Below are 20308 nucleotides of genomic sequence, written 5' to 3'. Positions count from 1 at the left end.
TTCAATATTAACCGATTAATCTTAATTCTAGAATTTGGTCTTACAATAATTTACTATTGTACTTATAAGCTAGTAATTTAAAATAAATCCTGCACCAAAGCCCATATCACTGTCATAGTGTGAAGACAAAGAACCCCATCTGGTAATTATATAGCGTAGTCCTGCCATATATTCCTTGTCTGTATTCCACATCAAATTCATTCTAAGCCGTTTAGAAACGGGAATGTCTTTACGTTCAAATTGTAATCTGACTTTACCATCGGTAAAAACTTCAGCTTGTGCTACTATTAACATAGGTAGGATGTAGTTAACCCCTAGACTTACCACTGCACGTTTATCCTTAGTATTGGTTTGTCCAAAAAGATTATTTTCTTGTATATCTTCTCCCATTCTTCTATATCTCCAGTCAAATCCTATAAAAGGCATTAACCATTGCATTTTTCCAATATATCGACCAATATGTGTTTCTGTTTCATAACCATGCATGTCATTGTATCCTAACCTCCATTCGGTTCCAATGCTCCAGCGTGTACTTTGATACATTGCTTCACCGTCATTTCCATTGGTGGCAAAATCATTTTCTGCCATAAAGTGGAATTTTCTGTCGTCGGCAAAAAGTTTTCGCTGTGCTAGTTTTGGGTTTGGTATTTCAGGATTGGCCGGCTGATTTTCATAAGTAAAAACCCTGCCCATTCCGCTCATCATATGATATAAAATATGGCAGTGAAAAAACCAGTCTCCATCAACATTGGCATTAAATTCCAAAGTATCGGTTTCCATAGGCATTATATCAATCACATTTTTTAATGGTGCATATTCTCCTTGTCCATTAAGAACCCTGAAATCATGTCCATGCAAGTGCATTGGATGGCGCATCATAGAATTATTATGCAAAATTATACGTACATTTTCACCTTTTTTAATTAATATTTTATCAGCTTCTGAAACCACCTTATTGTCCAGACTCCATACATATCGATTCATATTCCCCGTAAGTTCAAATTTTAGTTCTTTAACAGGGGCATTTTCGGGAAGCGTAGTTTTTGTAGGTGATTTAAGCATTGCATAATTTAGTGTTGTAATATCCGAAAGTGCATTGGCATTATATTGCTCAGCATCCATTTTCATTCCTTCCATCTTTGTACTGGTTTTAGGCTTTGTTTCACCTGTAATCTCAGGATACATTACTACATTCATATCCATCTTATTAAGGCTCATGCTCATTCCCATGTCATCCAGATCGCCATTCATTTTCATCATGCCGTTCATCATTTTCATTCCTTCGAAATATTTAAGTTTTGGCAAAGGAGCTACTAATTGCTTAATTCCGCTTCCGATGTAAAGGGACGTAGATTTTGTTCGGTCTTCGGGTGTTGCTAAAAATTCATAAGCTGTTTTATCAGCTGGAATAGTAACAACTATGTCATAGGTTTCAGAAACTGCAATAATTAGTCGATCAACCTCAACGGGTTCTACGTCATTCCCATCATTTGCCACAACCGTAATTTTCCCACCGGCATAGGTTAACCAAAAGTAGGTTGATGCACCTCCATTGGAAACCCGTAATCGGACCTTATCACCTGCTTTAAATTGGGAAAGCTGATTTTCATTTTTCCCATTGATTAAAAATTTGTCGTAATAAACATCACTGACATCCATGGCATTCATTCGCTTCCATTCATTTTTTATTTTGTCGCTGAAATACCCCTGTTTTATAGCTTCTGCATAACTTTGTGTAGTGCCCTTTTTAATAGCAAACCAGTCTGATGCATTGTGCAGTAATCGATGTACATTTTCAGGTTTCATATCTGTCCATTCACTTAGTATTATGGGAACGGAAGGCAAATCATCGATTCCCTTGCGAAAGGTCGGATCATCTGTCCTTTTATTCATAATGAACGAACCGTACATGCCTATCTGTTCCTGAAGTTCCGTATGGCTATGATACCAGTGTGTGCCATGCTGAATAATGGGAAAAGTATACAGATGCGTCGTATGGGGTTTAATTGGCATTTGAGTTAGATTTGGCACACCATCATATTGATTGGGTAAGAATAAGCCATGCCAATGCAAGGAAGTATCTTCATCCAGCTCATTGTGAACATAGATTTCCGCAGTATCTCCTTCTGTAAAGGTCAAAGTAGGCATAGGTATTTGTCCGTTAACGGCAATGGCCCTTTTTGCTTTTCCTGTAAAATTTACAATTGTGTCTCTTATATACAGGTCATATCGGACTACACGCGGTGGCGAAGTATTTTCTTCAGCTCTTTTCTGAGAAATAGAACTACTATTGCCGTCCTGAAGTGTCTTATTACCTTGGTCAGTTTGCTTGGTGGCTTTATTTTCTGCTGTTTTTGTTTGCTTGTCTGACTTTTCCGGAACTAGTTTCATACCGCACTTGGGGCAGTTTCCTGGTTTGGCTTCATGAATTTCGGGATGCATTGGACAAGTATACGTAGTGGGATTTGACTCTTCTTTCGAAGGCTTTTTATCCATTTCCATTGTTTTCATATCCTGAGCATAAATTAGGACAGGAAGCATGATAAAAACTAGTATTGTAAGTATATTTTTCATATTGCTATTTTTATAGAATATTGTTCTGTTATTTTTTTTTCATTTCACCCAACTTGGCTTTCATCTGCGCAATTTCAGCTTCTTGTGCTTTTATAATGTCTTGTGCAAGCTGACTTATTTCTGGATCTTGAAGGGAAGCCTCTTTGGCCATGAGGATTGCCGCTGCATGGTGTGGAATCATTGATTTTAAGAACTCTTTATCGTCAACAGCCGCTTGCAGTCTGATGCAGGAAAAAAAAATAATTGCAGCAAGGCCGCCTATGGCAAGTAATGCCATGTTCCACTTTTTATTCATATACATACTGCCCATTACAATAATCTCAATTATGAGCATCGGCATAGTCATTAGTCCTGCCATGTAAAATTGATTTACATTGGGAATGACATTAGCAAAAACATCTACCATCGAGTACATTAGGATGTACATAGCAATAAATGACAATACGATCATAAATGCTAATTTTTTGTACATTTTTGGGTTTTTCTCTTTTGAATGCTGCTGTGTTGTGTGTTCCATTTTCATGATTTTTTTCCTTTAAAAGTTATTTAGATTAATAAATTTTCCTCCAAAACAAATCTAATGGCACTATAATATAATACAGCATTAGCTTAAGTGGCGGGGATTTTTTCTGCGCTTGTATTTTTCAATGTGATATTGTAATAGCTTAATATTTATTTGCTTTTAAGTAATAATTGTAACTCTTCAAGCTGGTTTTTTAATTTTTCCGTGCCTTTCATTTTTTTCTGTTCTGCAATTGCAAGGGCTTTTTTTGCAGCCTCGATGGCATTGGGATAATCCTTGAGTTCTACTGAGATTTTCTGTCTTAAAGTCGGATAATAAAAATTTTCAGGATCTAATTTTTCAGCTTCAGCTAACCACGATACTGCTTGGTTGTTTGCTCTGCACGTGGCTGAATAATAATTTGCTGCCTGAAACAATAAAGTAGCATTTTGACTTTTTTCTTTAATAATATATTTGTCAATTAGGGCTAAAATTTCTTTGTCAGCTTTGCTTTTCATAGGTATTTTAACCATTGTGTTTTCCCATTCTATTTTAAGGAAGCCTTCTCCTTTACTGTTGATGTCATTTAATTCAATGGTAAAAGTTTCATAAAAACCAATCGTTTTTTCTGTGGGAACGGTAAAACGCATAACATCTTTTTTCTCATCATAACCAGTTTCGCCATGTAAAGTAATATCACTATTGATAATTATAGTCCACTCATTTTCTGAAGGAATTGAGAATACAGAATAAGTTCCTTCTCTTAAAATATTGTTTCCAAAAGCAATATCTTCATTAGTACTTATGGTCGTACAATCGCTGGCGCCTGTTCGCCAGAGTTTACCAAAAGGCACTAATTCGCCAAATATTTTTCGCCCTCTTACTAAGGGTCTGCTATAGGATATTTTGACTGTAGAACTTCCGATTTCTTGTTGAAATGATGCAGAGGGACTTGCAGGGGTAAGTTTAATTTGAATTTTTTCTTGTGCAGAAATTGATAACGATTGCATAATAATGAAGCTTAGCAGAATTATTTTTTTCATAGTTTTTAATTTTAAATTGATTTTGATATTTTTTCCATTATCGAATGGTCGCTGCCAAATTTGCATATAGCATCACAATTGGCTCTTAGTTCAGAAAACAGGATATACTTAATATTCATTTTAGAGTTTTTTATAACAGGTCTATTGAGTTGAAGGACTAAATCCTTTTCCCGATTATTTGGAATTATAATATAAAAAACTTCCTGTCCGTTTGAAATAGTAAAGTATAGGTCAGACAACCGTAGTATGCCCGAATAGATACTAGTGCTCTTTTCTACTTCAAAGGCTCCTATAATTTTGTTTGTGCCTTTTTCGAACCACAACACATCAATTAACTTGATGGTATTTTGAGTGTCCTTGTCAGTAGGCAGCTCAGGGAATTTTCCAAGTGAAATAAAGGAGAAATTCTGCCCATCAAACGATTTGCTTTTATCATTGCTTGCCGGAGTAACATCGAAACCCAATGAAACTCCAATTTTTAATAAATGGTACTGCATTTCACTATGCAGATTTTCTTCTAGTTTTTCGTCAAGTATTTCTTTCTGACGTTTGTGTACGTTTTTTTCGAATCTTGCACGTTCTACTTCGCTTAAATATTCATCATTGCCTATTAGCATTTTCTGAGTTCCAATTTCAAAACACAATCCAGCGATGGCACCCAAATCATTTGAGAGCTGAGATTTATGCAAACTGTTAGTTTCCATTAAAACTTCTCTTATTTTAAGATATTCTGTCCAGCTTCCCAATTTTTTTTTGTCTTTAAAAAGAAAATTAAAACCATTTAGAATAGCAGTGTTGAATGGTGGGAACCAGGTTGGGTGTATGAAATATAGAATACTGGCAACCGCTGGCCCTAAGCCTTTAATTTTTAATTCATCGAGTCTTATGATTTCTTTTACAACCTGTTCTTCAGACTTGGCATTGATACAATTTTCAAGAAACTGACCAAAAGCCAATTTATTGTTTTGATTTTCATAGATATCTGGAATGCGTAATTTGGGTTTCCAGTAAAACGGATGTGAAACTCCGGCAAAGACTTGTTTTTGTTCAGCAATGCAGCTCAGTACAAATTCTAGGCTGCTTTCTTTGAAATCATTAGGAAAGGTTTTGCTTTTAATATCCTCAATGACTTGCAGAACACCGCGTCTTATAGTGCGAAATGCCTTTAATCGTTGATCGTTATATATAAACCAGGTATTGTAGACACTTTCGTTATCAATTTTATACTGCAGAATAATTTGTCCTAGATTGGTCATCTTTGTTTGTATAGTAAATTATTTATTCTTTAGAGTTTTAAACTTCTTAATCGCAATGCATTGACAATAACAGATACAGAACTAAAGCTCATTGCCAGGGCAGCAATCATAGGAGAAAGTAATATTCCGAAAAACGGATATAAAACTCCAGCTGCAACAGGAACCCCTAATACGTTGTATATAAAAGCAAAGAAGAGATTTTGTTTTATATTGCTCATTACAGCATGGCTCAGGTTTTTAGCTTTTACAATTCCTTGCAAATCTCCTTTTACCAATGTAATCTTGGCACTTTCTATTGCAACATCTGTTCCTGTTCCCATCGCAATTCCGATATCCGATTGTGCCAAAGCCGGCGCATCATTTATACCGTCACCCGCCATAGCAACAATTTTTCCTTCAGCTTGTAATTTCTCGATTACTTTTAATTTATCCTCTGGTAAACAGCCTGCTTGAAAAGAAGTCAAATGCAATTCGTCGGCAACAGCCTTGGCAGTATTTATATTATCTCCCGTAAGCATGATTACTTCAACTCCTTGACGCATTAATTCTTTTATAGCAGCAGCACTGGTTTCTTTTATGGCATCGGTTATCGTTACAAATCCCACCACGTTTTTATCTACAGCGATGTAAGAAACCGTCTTTCCTAATTTTTGCTCGGCAATAATTTTCTCTTCTATGACAGCAGAAACAATTGCCCCTGCTTGCTCCATTAATTTTTTATTGCCTAATGCCGTCTTCTTACCAATAGCAGTTCCAATCACTCCTTTACCTGCGATGTTTTCAAAATCATTGACTTTTGTCAAAGAGACATTTTTCGCTTTTGCAAATTTCACTACGGCCTGTGCCAAAGGGTGTTCGCTATATTGATTTAAAGAAGCAATAAATTGTAACAGTTCCTCTTCTGAATACTCGAAAGCAACAATTTTCTCTACAGAAGGTTTTCCTTCGGTAATTGTCCCCGTTTTATCAGTAATCAGAACATTTACTTTGTTCATATTTTCTAAGGCTTCGGCATTTTTTATGAGAATTCCCGATTGTGCTCCTTTACCAACCCCTACCATTACAGACATCGGTGTTGCTAAACCCAGTGCACATGGACAAGCAATTATCAATACGGCAATGGCGTTGATAAATCCGTAAACCATTGCCGGTTCCGGGCCAAATTTTGCCCAAATGAAAAAAGTAAGAACAGAGATAACAACAACAATCGGCACAAAATATTTGGCGATACTATCTGCTAGTTTCTGTATTGGTGCTCTGGAACGGCTTGCATTATTGACCATTTGTATAATTTGCGAAAGCAAAGTTTCCGAACCTACTTTTTCGGCAATCATAACAAATGATCTGTTTCCATTGATGGTTCCTGATGATACCGCATCTCCCATTTTTTTATCCACAGGAATTGGTTCGCCGGTAATCATCGATTCGTCTATTGTGCTTTCACCATCGGTTATCTTCCCATCCACAGGAATTTTGTCTCCGGGTTTTACCCGTAATAAATCACCTTTTTTGATATCATGGATTGAGATTATTTTATCGACTCCTTCAAGAACCAAAGTAGCTTCGGTAGGTGCTAATTTCAATAATTCTTTTATGGCACCACTGGTTTGACTGTGCGCTCTTGCTTCAAGCAATTGTCCTAGTAATACCAGTGTAAGAATTACCGTTGCCGCTTCAAAATAAAGATGAATTGTTCCGTGTTCCGATTTAAACTCCTCCGGAAATACATCCGGAAAAAACATTCCAACAATACTAAACAAAAATGCTACCCCAGTACCAATTGCGATAAGGGTAAACATATTTAAATTCCAAGTTACAATTGATTTCCATCCGCGAACGAAAAACATCCAACCGGCATAAAACATCACGGGGAGTGAGAAAATCAGCTGAACCCAATTCCATTTTTGAACGTCCATTATTTTCAATAATGGATTGTCATGCATCATCTCTATCATAGCAATAAAAAAGATAGGCACCGTAAAGAGTATTGCTATTTTCATTTTTTGCAGCAACTCCTTATATACTTTGTTCTCCTCTGTATCCGTTGGCTCCATAGGCACTAAGTCCATTCCACAAATTGGGCATGAACCAGGCGCATTGGTAATAACTTCCGAATGCATCGGACAGGTATATTGCTGTACTTGAATAGCTGCTGGCTCTTGTATCAAATCCATTCCGCACACAGGACAATCTCCGGCTTTATCATACATTTTATCACCTTCACAATGCATTGGGCAATAGTATTTTCCACCGGCATGATTATGAGGTACCGCTATTTTTTTATGATCCTTGTTGTGTTGATGATCATTAGCAGTACTACAGCATGATTTCTCAGCTGTTTTTTCGTGGGAATGAGTAGCATGAGTCATTTCAATGGTGTACTTTCCAACGGCAGTTAATGCGGCTTGAAGTTCTTCGGTGGCAATATGTTTTTCCATCGTAATGGTTGCCATCGGTGGATCTAATGTGACATTTGCCTTTATTCCTTCGACTGCATTTAATGTTTTTTCTACTTTGGTGCGGCATCCATCGCAAGTCATTCCTGATATTGTATAGGTATGTGTCATAAGGTTGTTTTTTTAGATACGATGTGTTATTTGTTTAGTATATAGAAAGTTAGTGTTTTTTTTTGAAGCTAATATGTATTTTAAACTTGTTTCAAATGGCTTGTTTCTCATCAGCTGTTTCAACCAATTGTTTAACACTAAAAAATAATTACAAACCGTCTTCAATCTTAGATTCTGATTATTTAATTGTTTCTTTCACCTCACCACATTTAAGCATTTTTTCTCCAAAGTAAGGGTTACGCACTTCTTTGGTAGTACTAATCCATACTGCCCCTTTATTATCAAAAGCCATTGGACAATAGTGCACATACAGCTCAGCGTCAGCCATTCCTGCTTTCTTCAGCAAGCCAACCATTTCATTACTTAGTTGAGAATAAGCTACTCGCTGCTTTTCAATATCCGGAGCTGAAACGATTGCCCCAGCACTTGTAACAAGATTACTGTTGGCGCTGATTTTTTGCGCTCCCGCCTCAATCGCATTAGCTGCCAGTTTTGCCTCTGCGATATTACCTTGAGTAAGGGCAACTGTTAAATGAGTATACTGGCTGTAAATTGCGTTTAAAAGATCATCATTTATCTTTACTTCGGATTCCTTAGTAATTGCGACTGACGTTTTCTTATTCTGTGGAATCTCTTTCTTTTTGTTTTCATTATTACCACAGGCAATAAGCAACAAGATTGATAATATGGAGATTCCTGATTTGATTAATTCTTTCATTATTTGCTTGATTAATTATTACATTTTCATTCCTGACATTGGGTTTTTGCCTTTTTTTAATATAAATTCACTGTACAAGAGATAGGCGCCAGTTGCAACCACAATATCACCTTTTGTTAAGCCACTGGTAATTTCGACTTCATCGAAGGTTTCAGAACCAATAGCCACCATTCTAGGCTGATATTTGCCTTTTTCAATTTCAATCCACACATGTGTACCGCTGCCGTCTCTTATTACGGCATCTACAGGTATGGTTAATTTCATTTTTTGTTCTGATGAAGGCAGTAAAACAATTGCCTGTTGACCTGCCTGCCATTGCTTGTTTGGATTGGCAATAGCACCTCGCAGCTGTATGAGCTGTTTGCTTGTCTGCAGGGCAGGATTTATAAAATCTACTGTCATTGTTTGGGGCTGATCTTCATAACCCGAGACTATAACTTTTACTTTTTGGCCTATTTTAACTTTACCAGCATCTGCGGGATAGACATCAGCTTCGACCCATAAACGGGTATAATCTTCCAGTTTCATAATAGAGCCTCCTTCTGCTACATATTGGCCTTCTGTTATGGAAAGTTCTGCAACTATTCCTGAATCCGGGGCATAATAAACAACATAAGGAGAAGCTTTTTGTTTTTTTAATAATTCATTAAGCTGTGCTTCAGATTGTCCATATAATAATAGTTTTTGTTTTGCAGCATTTTTTATTTGGGCAAATCGTTTATCCTCAGTAAAGCTTGCAGCCTGTGCCGTAGCTAGAAGGTACTCCTGCTGCAGGGCTGAAAGCTGCTCTGAATATATTTTGTACAAAGGCTGGCCTTTTCGAACGGGAACACCAGTTTCTTTTACATACAACTCTTCAATCCTTCCTGCCACACGACTTGAAATGTAAATAGTTTGCTCAGGGTCAGTAACCAAACGTCCGTTAAGATGAGAAGAATTTGAAAATTCATTTTCCCCAGCAGTTATTGTAGTCAGATTAGCTAGTGCCTGCTGGCTGGGTCCCAAGGTTAGAAAGTCCTGTGCGTTGTTTTTTTCGAAAGGCACTAAATCCATTCCACAGATCGGGCATGAGCCGGGGCCATCTTTTACAATTTGCGGATGCATGGGGCAGGTATAGGTTTGAGCTTTTTCCTGACTGGTTTTTTTTTCTTCTTTTTGGGCACATGCTGTAAATAGAAGTGGAAAAACCATTGCAATGAGCAAAATAGTACGAATTATTAGTTTATTGTTCATGGCTTAATTTTTTAATTTATTTTCTGAAGCTGTCTTGATAAAACTCTCACTGTCTATCATATAAGCCGCATTACTGGCGATATTCCAATTATTGATGTCTTGGTCTATTAGCACCATTCCATCACCATTATTTTTCGTTTTAACTTCTCTGGGAACAAACACGTCCTGCTCTTTTTTGAAAACGATGGATTTATTTCCTAAATTAAGAACGGCGCTTTGTGGAAGCCACCAGCCTTTACTGACAATAGGAATGGCTGCAGTTACTAATTTTCCGGTCTGAAATTTATTATCCTGCAAATAAATTCGGGCTATGGTAAAGTTGCTTCCCTCTTTAAAGACGGGTTGAATGAGTCCGATAGTACCAGTATACACGGTTTGCTTATCTGAGGGTTCATAAAACACCAACTTTTGTCCTTTTTTAATCTGGGATGATACCGATGGATCAAAAGCAAACTCAGCGATAAGGTTTTTGTTGGTATATATTGTAAAAAGAGATTGTCCTGCACCAACATATTGTCCTTCTCTTAGCATAATAGCAGAGGAAGCAGGGGCAGATGCGCTGCTATTTGATGCTGCACTGCTACTTGAACCCATTGCGCCCATACCATCATCTGACGGTGCGCTTTGAGGCGAAGCCGCAGGAGCTGTTGCAGAAGCATTTGCCGCTCCCGTGTTGTCTAAGATGTACCCGGTGGCATTACTGTAAACAGGAATGCGATAGGAGATTTTACCTGTTTTTAATACCTGTTGAATTTGCCCCTGTTGCATACCCAGCAGAGAGAGTCTGTCTTTTGCTTTTTGAAGCATCGGATTGTTTGGGTCAGATTGATAAATAAATAACAACTCTCTTTGCGCGGCAGCCAGATCAGGGGAATAGATTTCCATGATTAACTGTCCTTTTTTTACGGGCTGATAATTGTACTTAATCAGCAGACGCTCAATCCTTCCGCTTACCCTGCTGGAGATACTGGTCTGCTCGCGGGTATCGTAGGTAATAATTCCCTGTACCTGCATAGAGAATATTTTAGTACCCTCGTCAGGTTTTATGACAGATATGTTTGAAACAACTTGTTCGTTAACTGGTTTTAAAAGGTGTTTCAGGCTGCTGTCTATAGCTGTTTCCGTTCCAGGAGTGTGTCTTGCAACCAATTCCATCCCGCATATTGGGCAGCTACCGGGCTTATCCTGAATAACTTCGGGATGCATTGGACAAGTATATTCCTGATTTGTACTATGCTGATGTGCGGGCTTACTGTTATGCTCTGTTTTCTTGTTACAGGCTGTCAATACTAATATCGAAACGAATAACAATCCGACTAACTTAGCGATAGAGTTCTTTTTCATAATCGACAATCATTTGATATAGTTTTAATTTTTCATCTAATAAGTTATTCTGCAGCATATTTAAAGCTTCCCAGGAGTCAATTACTACAGGAATCTGCAGTTTGTTTTCCTGATAGTTCAGAAAGTTTACATCCAGCGATTTTTGCATTGAAGGGATTATTTTTGTTTCGAGTCCCTGGATTCTTTTTTGCATGGTCAGTATTTCATATTGCATACCATATAACATACCCTGGGTTTCCTGCAGCATGGCGGATTTCTCTTTCTCCATTGCCTGTACATTATATTGCATTGCTTTAACATCTGATTTATACATTTTTGATGACCATGGAGCAATAGGAATAGACATCATTGCCATTACCGAATAGGCTTTGGGCATCATTTTATCGAAAGAATTCATGTGGTCAAACTGGATTTTAAAAGAGGGATTTTTCTCCGCTTTCATCGCCTGAATACTGAGCTGCATCGATTCAATTCCCGCATCCATCTTTTTAATATCTCCCCGCACAGCAGCAAGACTTGTGGTGTCGTGCAAAGCAGGGTTGAAGACAGGAATAATACTTGTGTCGATTGAAAAATCAGCATTGCCAGGCTGGTTCATCAAGCTGTTGAGCCATGCTCTTGCTTTTGCGATTTCACCTTCCTGCATGCGGATCATATTTTTGTTCTCTTCAATCCTTGCGTCAATCTTGTATACATTACCCAATTGCGACTGATTGTAAGGATAGCGTACTTCCTCAATCTTTTTCATGGTCAACATTATCTTTTCGTTCTGATCCAAAACTTTCATTCGCTCTTCGGCTACCATCCAGCTGTAGTAGAGCTGTTTGGCCTGCGCTTTATAGTCGTTAAGGGTAACGGTCCGCGTAGCGTTCTCAATATTTCCTTGGGACTGGATAAATTTTTTCTTCTTGTTTAGCTTTCCTATATTGGGGATATCTTGTTCAACTCTGAACATTAAAGATCCTTTGTCGCGGTCATCCATAACTTCCTGAAAAGGATAGGGTGTCATAAATGTCCCAACACCCACCATTGGTGCCATCCATGCCGTTGCGGCATCAGCACTATATTTGTACCCTTCAGCCTTTAGGCTATAGCTTTGCAGGAGCACGTTTTTTTTATCAATCCTGTGAAGGATTGTATCAAGAGACAAGACCTGTTGGGTCTGGCTCAATAGCTGTAATGGCAGTAAAAGCAATAGTACTGCCAGTATTTTAATGTTTGACATCATGTACTTCAAGTTTGCCATATTTTCGTAATTCATATTCTTTAGACATTAGGAAAATAAGCGGGGTTACTAATAAGATATGTACGGCAGAGGTAAATACGCCGCCAATCATAGGCAATACGATTGGTTTCATTACATCCATTCCGACACCATTGGACCAAAGGACAGGCACTAATCCAAATAATGAGACACAGACGGTCATTAGTTTTGGGCGTAATCTCTTTGCGGCGCCGTGTACCACATATTCTCTGAGATCGTCTTTAGTAATGGTTTCTCTTGAATTACCTTTGGCCTTGATAAGCTGCTCCATTGCATCATTGAGATAGATAACCATCACAATTCCGGTTTCCACGGCAATACCAAACAAGGCTATAAAACCTACAGCTACTGCCACTGATAGATTGACATCCCAGAAAAAAATTATATAGGCACCTCCAATCAAAGCAAAAGGCACTGTTATAAGACTTAAGAAGGCTTCTCTAAGGGAATTAAAGGCAAAATAGAGGGAGAAGAAAATAATAAGCAATACTATCGGTGCAATGATTTTAAGGGTCTTTTCTCCGCTGATCAGGTTCTCATATTGTCCGCTCCATTCTATAAAGTACCCTTCGGGAAGTATATTTTTGGCACTTTCTAATTTTTTCATAGCTTCCTGTACGGTTCCCCCCATATCACGATCACGTATGTTGAACATGACTGCCCCGCGAAGGAGTGCATTTTCTGAACTAATCATTGGAGGGCCATCTACGAATTTAATATCGGCAACAGAAGATAGGGGCACCTCTCCAAAGGTTGGAGACTGCAGGGGAATGCGTTTAATGCGTTCTACGCTATTTCTATAGTCCTGTGCCATACGAACGCTTATTGAAAATCGTCTTCGTCCTTCAACGGTATTGCCGATGGACGCTCCTCCTAAGGCAAATTCCACGGTTTGGTTTACGTCATCTACAGTGAGTCCATAACGGGCCAGTTCGGAACGATTGACATCAACATCCAGGTATTTGCCACCAGTAATAGGATCCACAAATAAGTCAGACACTCCAGGGGTTCCCTCTAAAGCCATTTTTACTCTTTCTGATACTCGCGCAATGGTATCGAGATTTTGACCGTAGACTTTAATACCCACGTCGGTACGAATTCCTGTAGCGAGCATATTGATACGGTTGATGATAGGCTGTGTCCAACCGTTTACCACACCCGGGATCTGCAGTTTGGTATCGAGTTCCTTAATAATGTCTTTTTTGTCTATTCCTTTACGCCATTCTGATTTTGGTTTTAGCATGATAATGGTCTCAATCATGCTCATTGGGGAATTATCGGTAGCTGTATTAGCCCGTCCGGCTTTGCCTAAAACACTTTCTACTTCGGGAACTGATTTTATTATTTTATCCTGTACCTGCAAGATGCGTTTGATTTCTCCATTGGATACATCAGGCAGGGTAACAGGCATAAATAAAATGCTCTGCTCATCCAGTGGGGGCATGAACTCTGTTCCCAGCCGCATCAATAATGGAATGGAAATCAATAACGCCAAAATATTAACCGTAAGGGTTGTTTTTCTCCATTTTAGGACCCAGCGTATGATAGGCTCATAACCTTTTTCCAAAAAACGATTTACGGGATGTGCATCAGTTGGACGGAATTTCCCTTTCATAAAAAAAGAGATCAGTACCGGAGCTAATGTAAGTACCAACAAGGCATCCACAATCAGTATGAAAGTTTTTGTATAAGCCAAGGGATGGAATAGCTTTCCTTCCTGTCCGGTAAGCATAAATACAGGCAGGAAAGAAGTAATTATAATTATGGTGGCAAAGAATACCCCGCGAGAAACCTGCTTGCTGCTTTTCTCAATTACTTTAAGCCTTTCCTCTTCGGATATCCACTGTGTTTTTTTGCGAAATATATTTTTAATTCTTTTCATCAGAGTTTGTTTCAGTTTTTTGTTCGGATTCCCATTGTGCATACCGTTGTGAGAGATGCTGGTAGGCATTTTCACTCATAATAATACCGTTGTCAACTATTACCCCAATGGCAAGTGCGATACCGGTAAGGGACATGATATTGGAGGATATTCCAAAGGCATTTAGAAGTATGAAACTCGCGGCAATTGTAATTGGGATCTGGATTATGATACTTAATGCGCTGCGCCAATGGAAAAGAAAAATAATAACGATAAGCGAAACCACAATCATCTCTTCAATTAAGGTGCGCTTAACCGAATCAATAGACTCTTTGATCAGATGCCCTCGGTCATATACAATATTGAATTTTACCCCTTTAGGAAGCCCTTTTGCGACTTCTTTCATCTTTTCTTTCACATTATCAATAACGGCATCGGCGTTTTCACCGTAACGCATCACGACGATGCCTCCAACAGCTTCGCCTGTACCATTATGATCAAAGATTCCCAATCGGGTTTCTCCGCTCATCTGGACTGTTCCTATATCGCTGACTTTTATAGGGATACCATTCTGGTTTTTCAGTGGAATATCCTCAATTTCTTTTATGGATTTCAGATAACCGGATGTCTTAATGATATAGCCAATATCACTCATGTCGAATTTTCTTCCGCCGCTTTCGTTATTATTGGCTCGTACGGCGCTTATAACCTCAGGGACAGACAGCTTATAATATAGCAGTTTGTTTGGATCAATGGTAACCTGGTATTCTTTTTGAAATCCTCCAAAAGAAGCAATTTCACTTACTCCGGGGACATTTTGCAAAGCAAATTTGACATACCAGTCCTGCAGTGCCCTTTGTTCGCCAAGGTCAATGCCGGGAGCGTCCAAAGTATACCAGAGTATATGGCCAACTCCGGTTCCATCGGGTCCCAATTGCGGTGCAACTCCTTTGGGCAGGGTGCTGCTAATTGTACTGAGCCTTTCCAGTACTCTTGATCTTGCCCAGTATACATCAACATCATCCTCAAAAATGACATAGATAAAACTCATTCCAAACATGGAAGCAGCCCTTACATATTTAATTTTAGGCAATCCCTGAAGGTTGGTAACCAAGGGATAGGTGATCTGGTCTTCAACGAGCTGTGGAGCACGTCCCATCCATTCTGTAAAAACGATTACCTGATTTTCAGATAGATCTGGAATAGCATCAATAGGATTTTTTTGAATAGAGATAATACCCCAAACAAATATTCCTGCTGATAATAGTAATATGATGAAACGGTTGCGCAGGGACCATTCTATTAATTTGTGTACCATAGATTTAATTTATTTTTGAAAGACTATCACTTACTTTTTCAATCCAATTGAGTAGCTGTTCTTTCTGAACAGTATTCAGTACTGCATCTTTATGGATCAGCGTATAGGAAGCCAAAGGCATTTGATTGGCTTTTATCTGCTTGGCAATTCGGTCTAATTTATTTTCCTGTTTTCGTTTCGAATAACTTCCCCATTGGCTGAAATTCAAATTTTCTTTTCCTTCCTTGATATGTCCTTCCATAAAGGTACGTGCCGGCTGGATGTAGGAGTACCATGGATATTGCGTGTTGCTGCTGTGACAATCGTAACAAGAAGTCTTAAGAATCGTTTGTATATTTTTGGGAATGGGATAGACTTTTGAAATGTGAATTGGTAAAACCTGCCCGTAATCGGAATTGCGGGCAGGCTGATACAATTGCATCAGTAGAAAAATAATTAACCCAATAAAAAGAATCTTTCTGATGAACCGTTTCATTTTACAATTGTTTTTTCATTGAACCGCAGGTAAGCATTTTAGAACCATAGTAAGGGTTTTTTATCTCTTTTGTTTCACTGATCCAGATAGCTCCTTTTCCACCATCATACATAGGGCAAGAATCCTGATATAGTGTTTTTGCAGCTCCAAAAGTTTTGATCAAATCATTTATGTCTTTACTCAATAGAGCGAAATGCTCTCTTTGATGCTCAATATTACCGCCATTGGCCCCAATATGTTCTGCATGCTCTTTGGCATCGTCAGCTATATCAAGATATTCAGCTTTGGATTTTGGATTTATCGATTTTACATTTGTGGTTTTGAAAGCCGAATACAGTGCCTTGCCAGCTTTAGCGGCCCCGTTGCTGTCATCTTTTGCGAGTGCATTTTTTAACGCTAAATAATCTGCAACAATTTGCTGAGTTGAAAATTTTGCTTCTGTTTTTTTGCTTTGCGCATTGCCAGAAACCATTACGCATACCATTAATATGGCTGAAAGAATTGTATTTTTCATTTTAATTATATTTTAAATTGTTTAAAAAATAGGTTGCTATTGATTTTTTTTCTAAATATCTATTGGACTGTCTACACAATAAACACATGGGAAATAAGTGAATATTCAGCAAAGAGTATCGCACGGCGTAGTCTAAAAAAATTAGATACATTTCAATAAATTATGAACATCATTAGTCACGAGAAAATTGAGTGGTCATTATGTAAACAGCCCGATAAATTTATTAGTACTTAGCTGTACTATAGTTCTTTTTTCATAGAACCACAGGTTAACATTTTTTTTCCTTGATATGGGTTTTTGATCTCCTTGGTTTCGCTTATCCAAATAGCTCCTTTTCCGCCATCATACATAGGACAAAAGTCCTGATACAATTTTTGTTCTGATTTGAAAGATTTTATCAAATCATTCATGTCTTTACTTAACACGGCAAAATGCTCTCTCTGGTGTTCAATATTTCCGCCGTTAGCTCCAATATGTTCTGCGTGTTCTTTGGCATCATCAGCAATATCAAGATATTCTGCTTTTAATTTCGCATCTATCGAATTGGGATTTACACTGTTAAAAACTGCATATAATGCCTTGCCTGCATCTGCAGCTCCTTTTGTATCATCTTTGGTTAATGCATTTTTTAGGGACAGATAATTACTCACGATTTCGTTTATAGAAAATGTTCCTTGAGCAGTCTGGGCTGTTTCTACTTCTGCACTTTTTCCGGCCGTTTCCTTTACTGGCTCGGTTAATTCCATTCCGCATTTGGAACATTTGTCTCCTTTTTTTCCTGTAATTTCAGGATGCATGGAACAGGCATACAATTGCGAGTCATTCTGAGCTGTCCCGGAAGCCGCTTCAGGAGCTGCAGTTTCTTTGTTTTTTGAATTACAAGCTGTAAGTACAATTGCCATTACAAGGGTTGAGAAAATTAGTTTTTTCATTTTTTTTAGTTTTTATCTCTAATGAATGTTTTTTTGTCTAACATTCCTTTGTTTGAGTGTTATAAGAATTATTCTTTTTTTGATTGCAAATCCAATCTCTATTTTGCCTTTTAAATGCCTTTATATCAGATTTATATTTTCAGCACCAATCCGTTGGGTTTTCTACCGACATTAATCGTTTTAGAGACCGTATGGTTTGATACATTAACAACAGAGACCGTATTGGCGGTCTGATTGGTCACATAGGCAGTATTTCCATCTGCTGTAAATGTTATAGCATGTGCACCGGCACCAGTAGTGAATACACCTCCATGAACCCACATCATCTTAGTCTGGTCCCAGGTCCAATAATGGACTTTTGCATTGACAGGATCACTTACCCAAAGTTCTTTCTTATTTCCATTGTGAGACGCTATTCCAGGCATAAATCCTAGATCAATGGTTTGGCCTACGGCATCGGTTGCCACATTGATTACCGAGATAGATTGCCCGTCTTCATTATCAACATACATTCTGGCGTCAGTTCCTGTCCAGGCACCCACAGGGTTTTTTCCCACAGCAACTGTGGCTGTAACCTGCTTGGTTGCGGTATTTATAACTGACACAGTATTGTCATCTCCATTAGCAATATAAGCCTTAGTCCCATCAGAAGAAAAGGTAAGCTCAGCGGGCATCATGCCAACTGCAATGGTGCTTTTCAATGCGTATGTTAAGGCGTCATAAACCAGAACTTTTCCATTGATGTCCATTTGCGGCACCCAGATTTCTGAACCATTTGGGCTGTATATTGTGTTGTGGTTCATCATTGGCAGGCTGATATTTTTTACTGTTGCCCCACTGGCTGGGTCAATTACAAGGAGTTTACCTGTCATTCCTCCCATACCTGCGGTATGGCCTGCAGAGAAGTCCATTCCGGGTACACCGATAGCCAGATGATTGGAATGTAAAGAAATGTGGTGCGGCCACATGATCATATCGTTGCCGCTGCCCATTAGGCTTAAGGTTTCTGTAACTTCATTAGTTTCCAATTTGATTACTGAAATTGTGCCGTCCTGACCATTGACCACATAAGCGGCAGGATAGTTTATATTCAGTTTTGGATCGGACATATTCATATCATCCATTTTACTGCAAGAAAACAGCGAAACGGTCCCTAAAATTAAAACTCCAAGCATTGAACTAACGGTTATTATATTTTTCATTTTTTGATTTGGGATTATTTGATTGTTTCTATAGTTGATCCACAGCTTAACATCTGTGAACCGTAATACGGATTCTTGATGCCGCTTTCTTTGCTGAGCCAATTCGCATCAACCATTGGACAATGATTATAATAAACCGGCTGCGGCTGATCAGCAGTTTTTATAAGATCGTACGTGTTTTTGGAAAGGCTTTTAAAGGATTCCCTTTGCTTTTTTACATCTTGGTTTTCAGAAATATTTGTGGCATCTGAAGCTAAACTTTTCATTGCATTCATCCATGCAGTATGTTCTTTTGGCTTTAGGTTCTCCATTTTAATAGCATTGATTGCAGTAAGGAGCTCTTTAGATTTCAATGCGGCAGTTTTAGCATCTGTTTTCACCAAAGCATCTTTTACATCAAAGTAGCTGTCGAAAATTGCTTTAAAAGGACTGTTTTCTTGTGCATCTGCAGGAACTGCGGCTGTATGCTGTGAATGATCCATTTTACCCATATCCATTTCGGATTTTTTTATTGGAGCCGCCATATTTGTTCTTTCATATTGGCAGCATTGTGGAAGTTTTGCATAGGCGTCACCAGGAGCTAAGAACTGGTCGCTGTCATATCCTGCTAAGGCAATTCTTTTCAGGACTTCATCCTGATTTGTTTTCTTCTCATCATAGGTAATAGCCGCTATTTTGGTGTTTTCATTCCAGTTTACCGAAGCGATATTTTTGATGTTTCCTGCTTTTTCAATAGCAGTTTTGCACATTAAACAATTACCATAAATTTTTGCATTTATGTTTTTTGCATTTTTTATAGGTGCGCCAAACACTATGACTGACAGCAATAGAGTGATTGCCATCAATCCTTTTTGAATTGATTTCATTTTAAAATGTATTTGAAGTGAATATTGCTTTTGAGAAATAATTGCATACAAGAACTGTATAGAGAATTATTCTACAAAAAGCGAAAAATAAAAAAATGAAGCAGTTAGGCTTCCTTTTTTGACACACGTATGGCTGTCAAAAAAGGTATTTAGCTTATTTTAGGGATAAGCCAGATAGTATAGAAACCAGAGAGAATGGAGGTTTCTGAACTGTGGAATTTTTGTTTTTTAGAAAAAACACTTATAGTGATGTTTTTAAAGTCAAGTTGGTTAAAGAAAGTAATTCCTCCGTTACAGATTGAGACACAACCGCATGACTTGTGCCCACATTTATGACCGCAGCAGCCATCATTATTTTTTTTGGAATGACTGCCATCTTTCGAGCAGCAATCATTGTCATGATTTTTGGAAGCTTCTTTAGTATAAGAAATCTTTCCAGAAAGTTTTCCACAAGCAAAAGTAGCCATTGGCATCAAGAAGAAACCTAAGGTAATAATTACTATGATGTGGAATCTTTTCATAAGACATGTAAAATCGTAAACAAAGATAATTATAAAAATATCTCTGTTTATAAATGAAATGTTAAAATTGTTATTTTTTCATAGTTTATTTAGAAATGGATTTTTCTTCCCCTGTTTA

Annotated in this window: 17 protein-coding genes; all 17 read right to left on the bottom strand. The window is 38.0% G+C overall.

From position 1 onward, the window contains the following. Window positions 1-69 precede the first annotated feature (69 nt). Complete coding sequence (locus ACHRV5_RS02125) at window positions 70-2574, bottom strand: multicopper oxidase domain-containing protein (RefSeq protein ID WP_041515707.1); 2505 nt, start codon at window positions 2572-2574, stop codon at window positions 70-72. Between the two features lie 28 nt (window positions 2575-2602). Further along, window positions 2603-3097, bottom strand: a complete 495-nt coding sequence (locus ACHRV5_RS02120) for a DUF305 domain-containing protein (RefSeq protein ID WP_072953514.1) — start codon at window positions 3095-3097, stop codon at window positions 2603-2605. 149 nt (window positions 3098-3246) lie between these two features. After that, a complete protein-coding gene (locus ACHRV5_RS02115; RefSeq protein ID WP_041515901.1) occupies window positions 3247-4119 on the bottom strand; it encodes a DUF2911 domain-containing protein in 873 nt (290 codons plus the stop codon). An 11-nt stretch (window positions 4120-4130) separates the two neighbouring features. Further along, window positions 4131-5375, bottom strand: coding sequence for a hypothetical protein (locus ACHRV5_RS02110; RefSeq protein WP_041515709.1), 1245 nt, complete (start codon window positions 5373-5375; stop codon window positions 4131-4133). Window positions 5376-5404: 29 nt separating this feature from the next. Next, the gene (locus ACHRV5_RS02105; protein WP_041515710.1) at window positions 5405-7942 is read right to left on the bottom strand and encodes a heavy metal translocating P-type ATPase; all 2538 of its coding nucleotides are present in this window, start codon (window positions 7940-7942) and stop codon (window positions 5405-5407) included. Window positions 7943-8120: 178 nt separating this feature from the next. Continuing rightward, window positions 8121-8660 carry a DUF3347 domain-containing protein gene (locus ACHRV5_RS02100; RefSeq protein WP_072953512.1) on the bottom strand — a complete coding sequence of 180 codons (540 nt, stop codon included), beginning with the start codon at window positions 8658-8660 and terminating at the stop codon, window positions 8121-8123. An 18-nt stretch (window positions 8661-8678) separates the two neighbouring features. Beyond that, window positions 8679-9893, bottom strand: a complete 1215-nt coding sequence (locus ACHRV5_RS02095; protein WP_041515712.1) for an efflux RND transporter periplasmic adaptor subunit — start codon at window positions 9891-9893, stop codon at window positions 8679-8681. Between the two features lie 3 nt (window positions 9894-9896). Continuing rightward, window positions 9897-11237 carry an efflux RND transporter periplasmic adaptor subunit gene (locus ACHRV5_RS02090; RefSeq protein WP_041515713.1) on the bottom strand — a complete coding sequence of 447 codons (1341 nt, stop codon included), beginning with the start codon at window positions 11235-11237 and terminating at the stop codon, window positions 9897-9899. After that, window positions 11215-12462, bottom strand: coding sequence for a TolC family protein (locus tag ACHRV5_RS02085; RefSeq protein ID WP_041515902.1), 1248 nt, complete (start codon window positions 12460-12462; stop codon window positions 11215-11217). The genes ACHRV5_RS02090 and ACHRV5_RS02085 overlap by 23 nt, the downstream gene beginning before the upstream one ends. Further along, window positions 12449-14383, bottom strand: a complete 1935-nt coding sequence (locus ACHRV5_RS02080; protein WP_008463755.1) for an efflux RND transporter permease subunit — start codon at window positions 14381-14383, stop codon at window positions 12449-12451. The genes ACHRV5_RS02085 and ACHRV5_RS02080 overlap by 14 nt, the downstream gene beginning before the upstream one ends. Beyond that, window positions 14370-15680, bottom strand: coding sequence for an efflux RND transporter permease subunit (locus ACHRV5_RS02075; protein WP_008463756.1), 1311 nt, complete (start codon window positions 15678-15680; stop codon window positions 14370-14372). The genes ACHRV5_RS02080 and ACHRV5_RS02075 overlap by 14 nt, the downstream gene beginning before the upstream one ends. Window positions 15681-15684: 4 nt before the next feature. Beyond that, on the bottom strand, window positions 15685-16155 hold the full coding sequence (locus tag ACHRV5_RS02070; protein ID WP_008463760.1) for a heme-binding domain-containing protein: 471 nt from the start codon (window positions 16153-16155) through the stop codon (window positions 15685-15687). Window position 16156: 1 nt separating this feature from the next. Then, window positions 16157-16669 carry a DUF3347 domain-containing protein gene (locus ACHRV5_RS02065; RefSeq protein ID WP_008463761.1) on the bottom strand — a complete coding sequence of 171 codons (513 nt, stop codon included), beginning with the start codon at window positions 16667-16669 and terminating at the stop codon, window positions 16157-16159. A 239-nt stretch (window positions 16670-16908) separates the two neighbouring features. Continuing rightward, window positions 16909-17601, bottom strand: coding sequence for a DUF3347 domain-containing protein (locus ACHRV5_RS02060; RefSeq protein ID WP_008463762.1), 693 nt, complete (start codon window positions 17599-17601; stop codon window positions 16909-16911). 131 nt (window positions 17602-17732) lie between these two features. Next, on the bottom strand, window positions 17733-18803 hold the full coding sequence (locus ACHRV5_RS02055) for a hypothetical protein (protein ID WP_008463763.1): 1071 nt from the start codon (window positions 18801-18803) through the stop codon (window positions 17733-17735). A gap of 14 nt (window positions 18804-18817) precedes the next feature. Further along, window positions 18818-19669 carry a DUF3347 domain-containing protein gene (locus tag ACHRV5_RS02050; protein WP_008463764.1) on the bottom strand — a complete coding sequence of 284 codons (852 nt, stop codon included), beginning with the start codon at window positions 19667-19669 and terminating at the stop codon, window positions 18818-18820. A 149-nt stretch (window positions 19670-19818) separates the two neighbouring features. Next, window positions 19819-20190 carry a hypothetical protein gene (locus ACHRV5_RS02045; RefSeq protein WP_035690951.1) on the bottom strand — a complete coding sequence of 124 codons (372 nt, stop codon included), beginning with the start codon at window positions 20188-20190 and terminating at the stop codon, window positions 19819-19821. Between the last annotated feature and the right edge of the window lie 118 nt (window positions 20191-20308).

Origin of the sequence: Flavobacterium sp. FlaQc-52 (assembly GCF_044007495.1) — a bacterium.
In the GTDB taxonomy this organism is placed as follows: Bacteria; Bacteroidota; Bacteroidia; order Flavobacteriales; family Flavobacteriaceae; genus Flavobacterium; species Flavobacterium cupriresistens.
The sequence above is the reverse complement of the archived record's forward strand: the minus strand, read 5'-3'. Positions and strand labels throughout refer to the sequence as shown.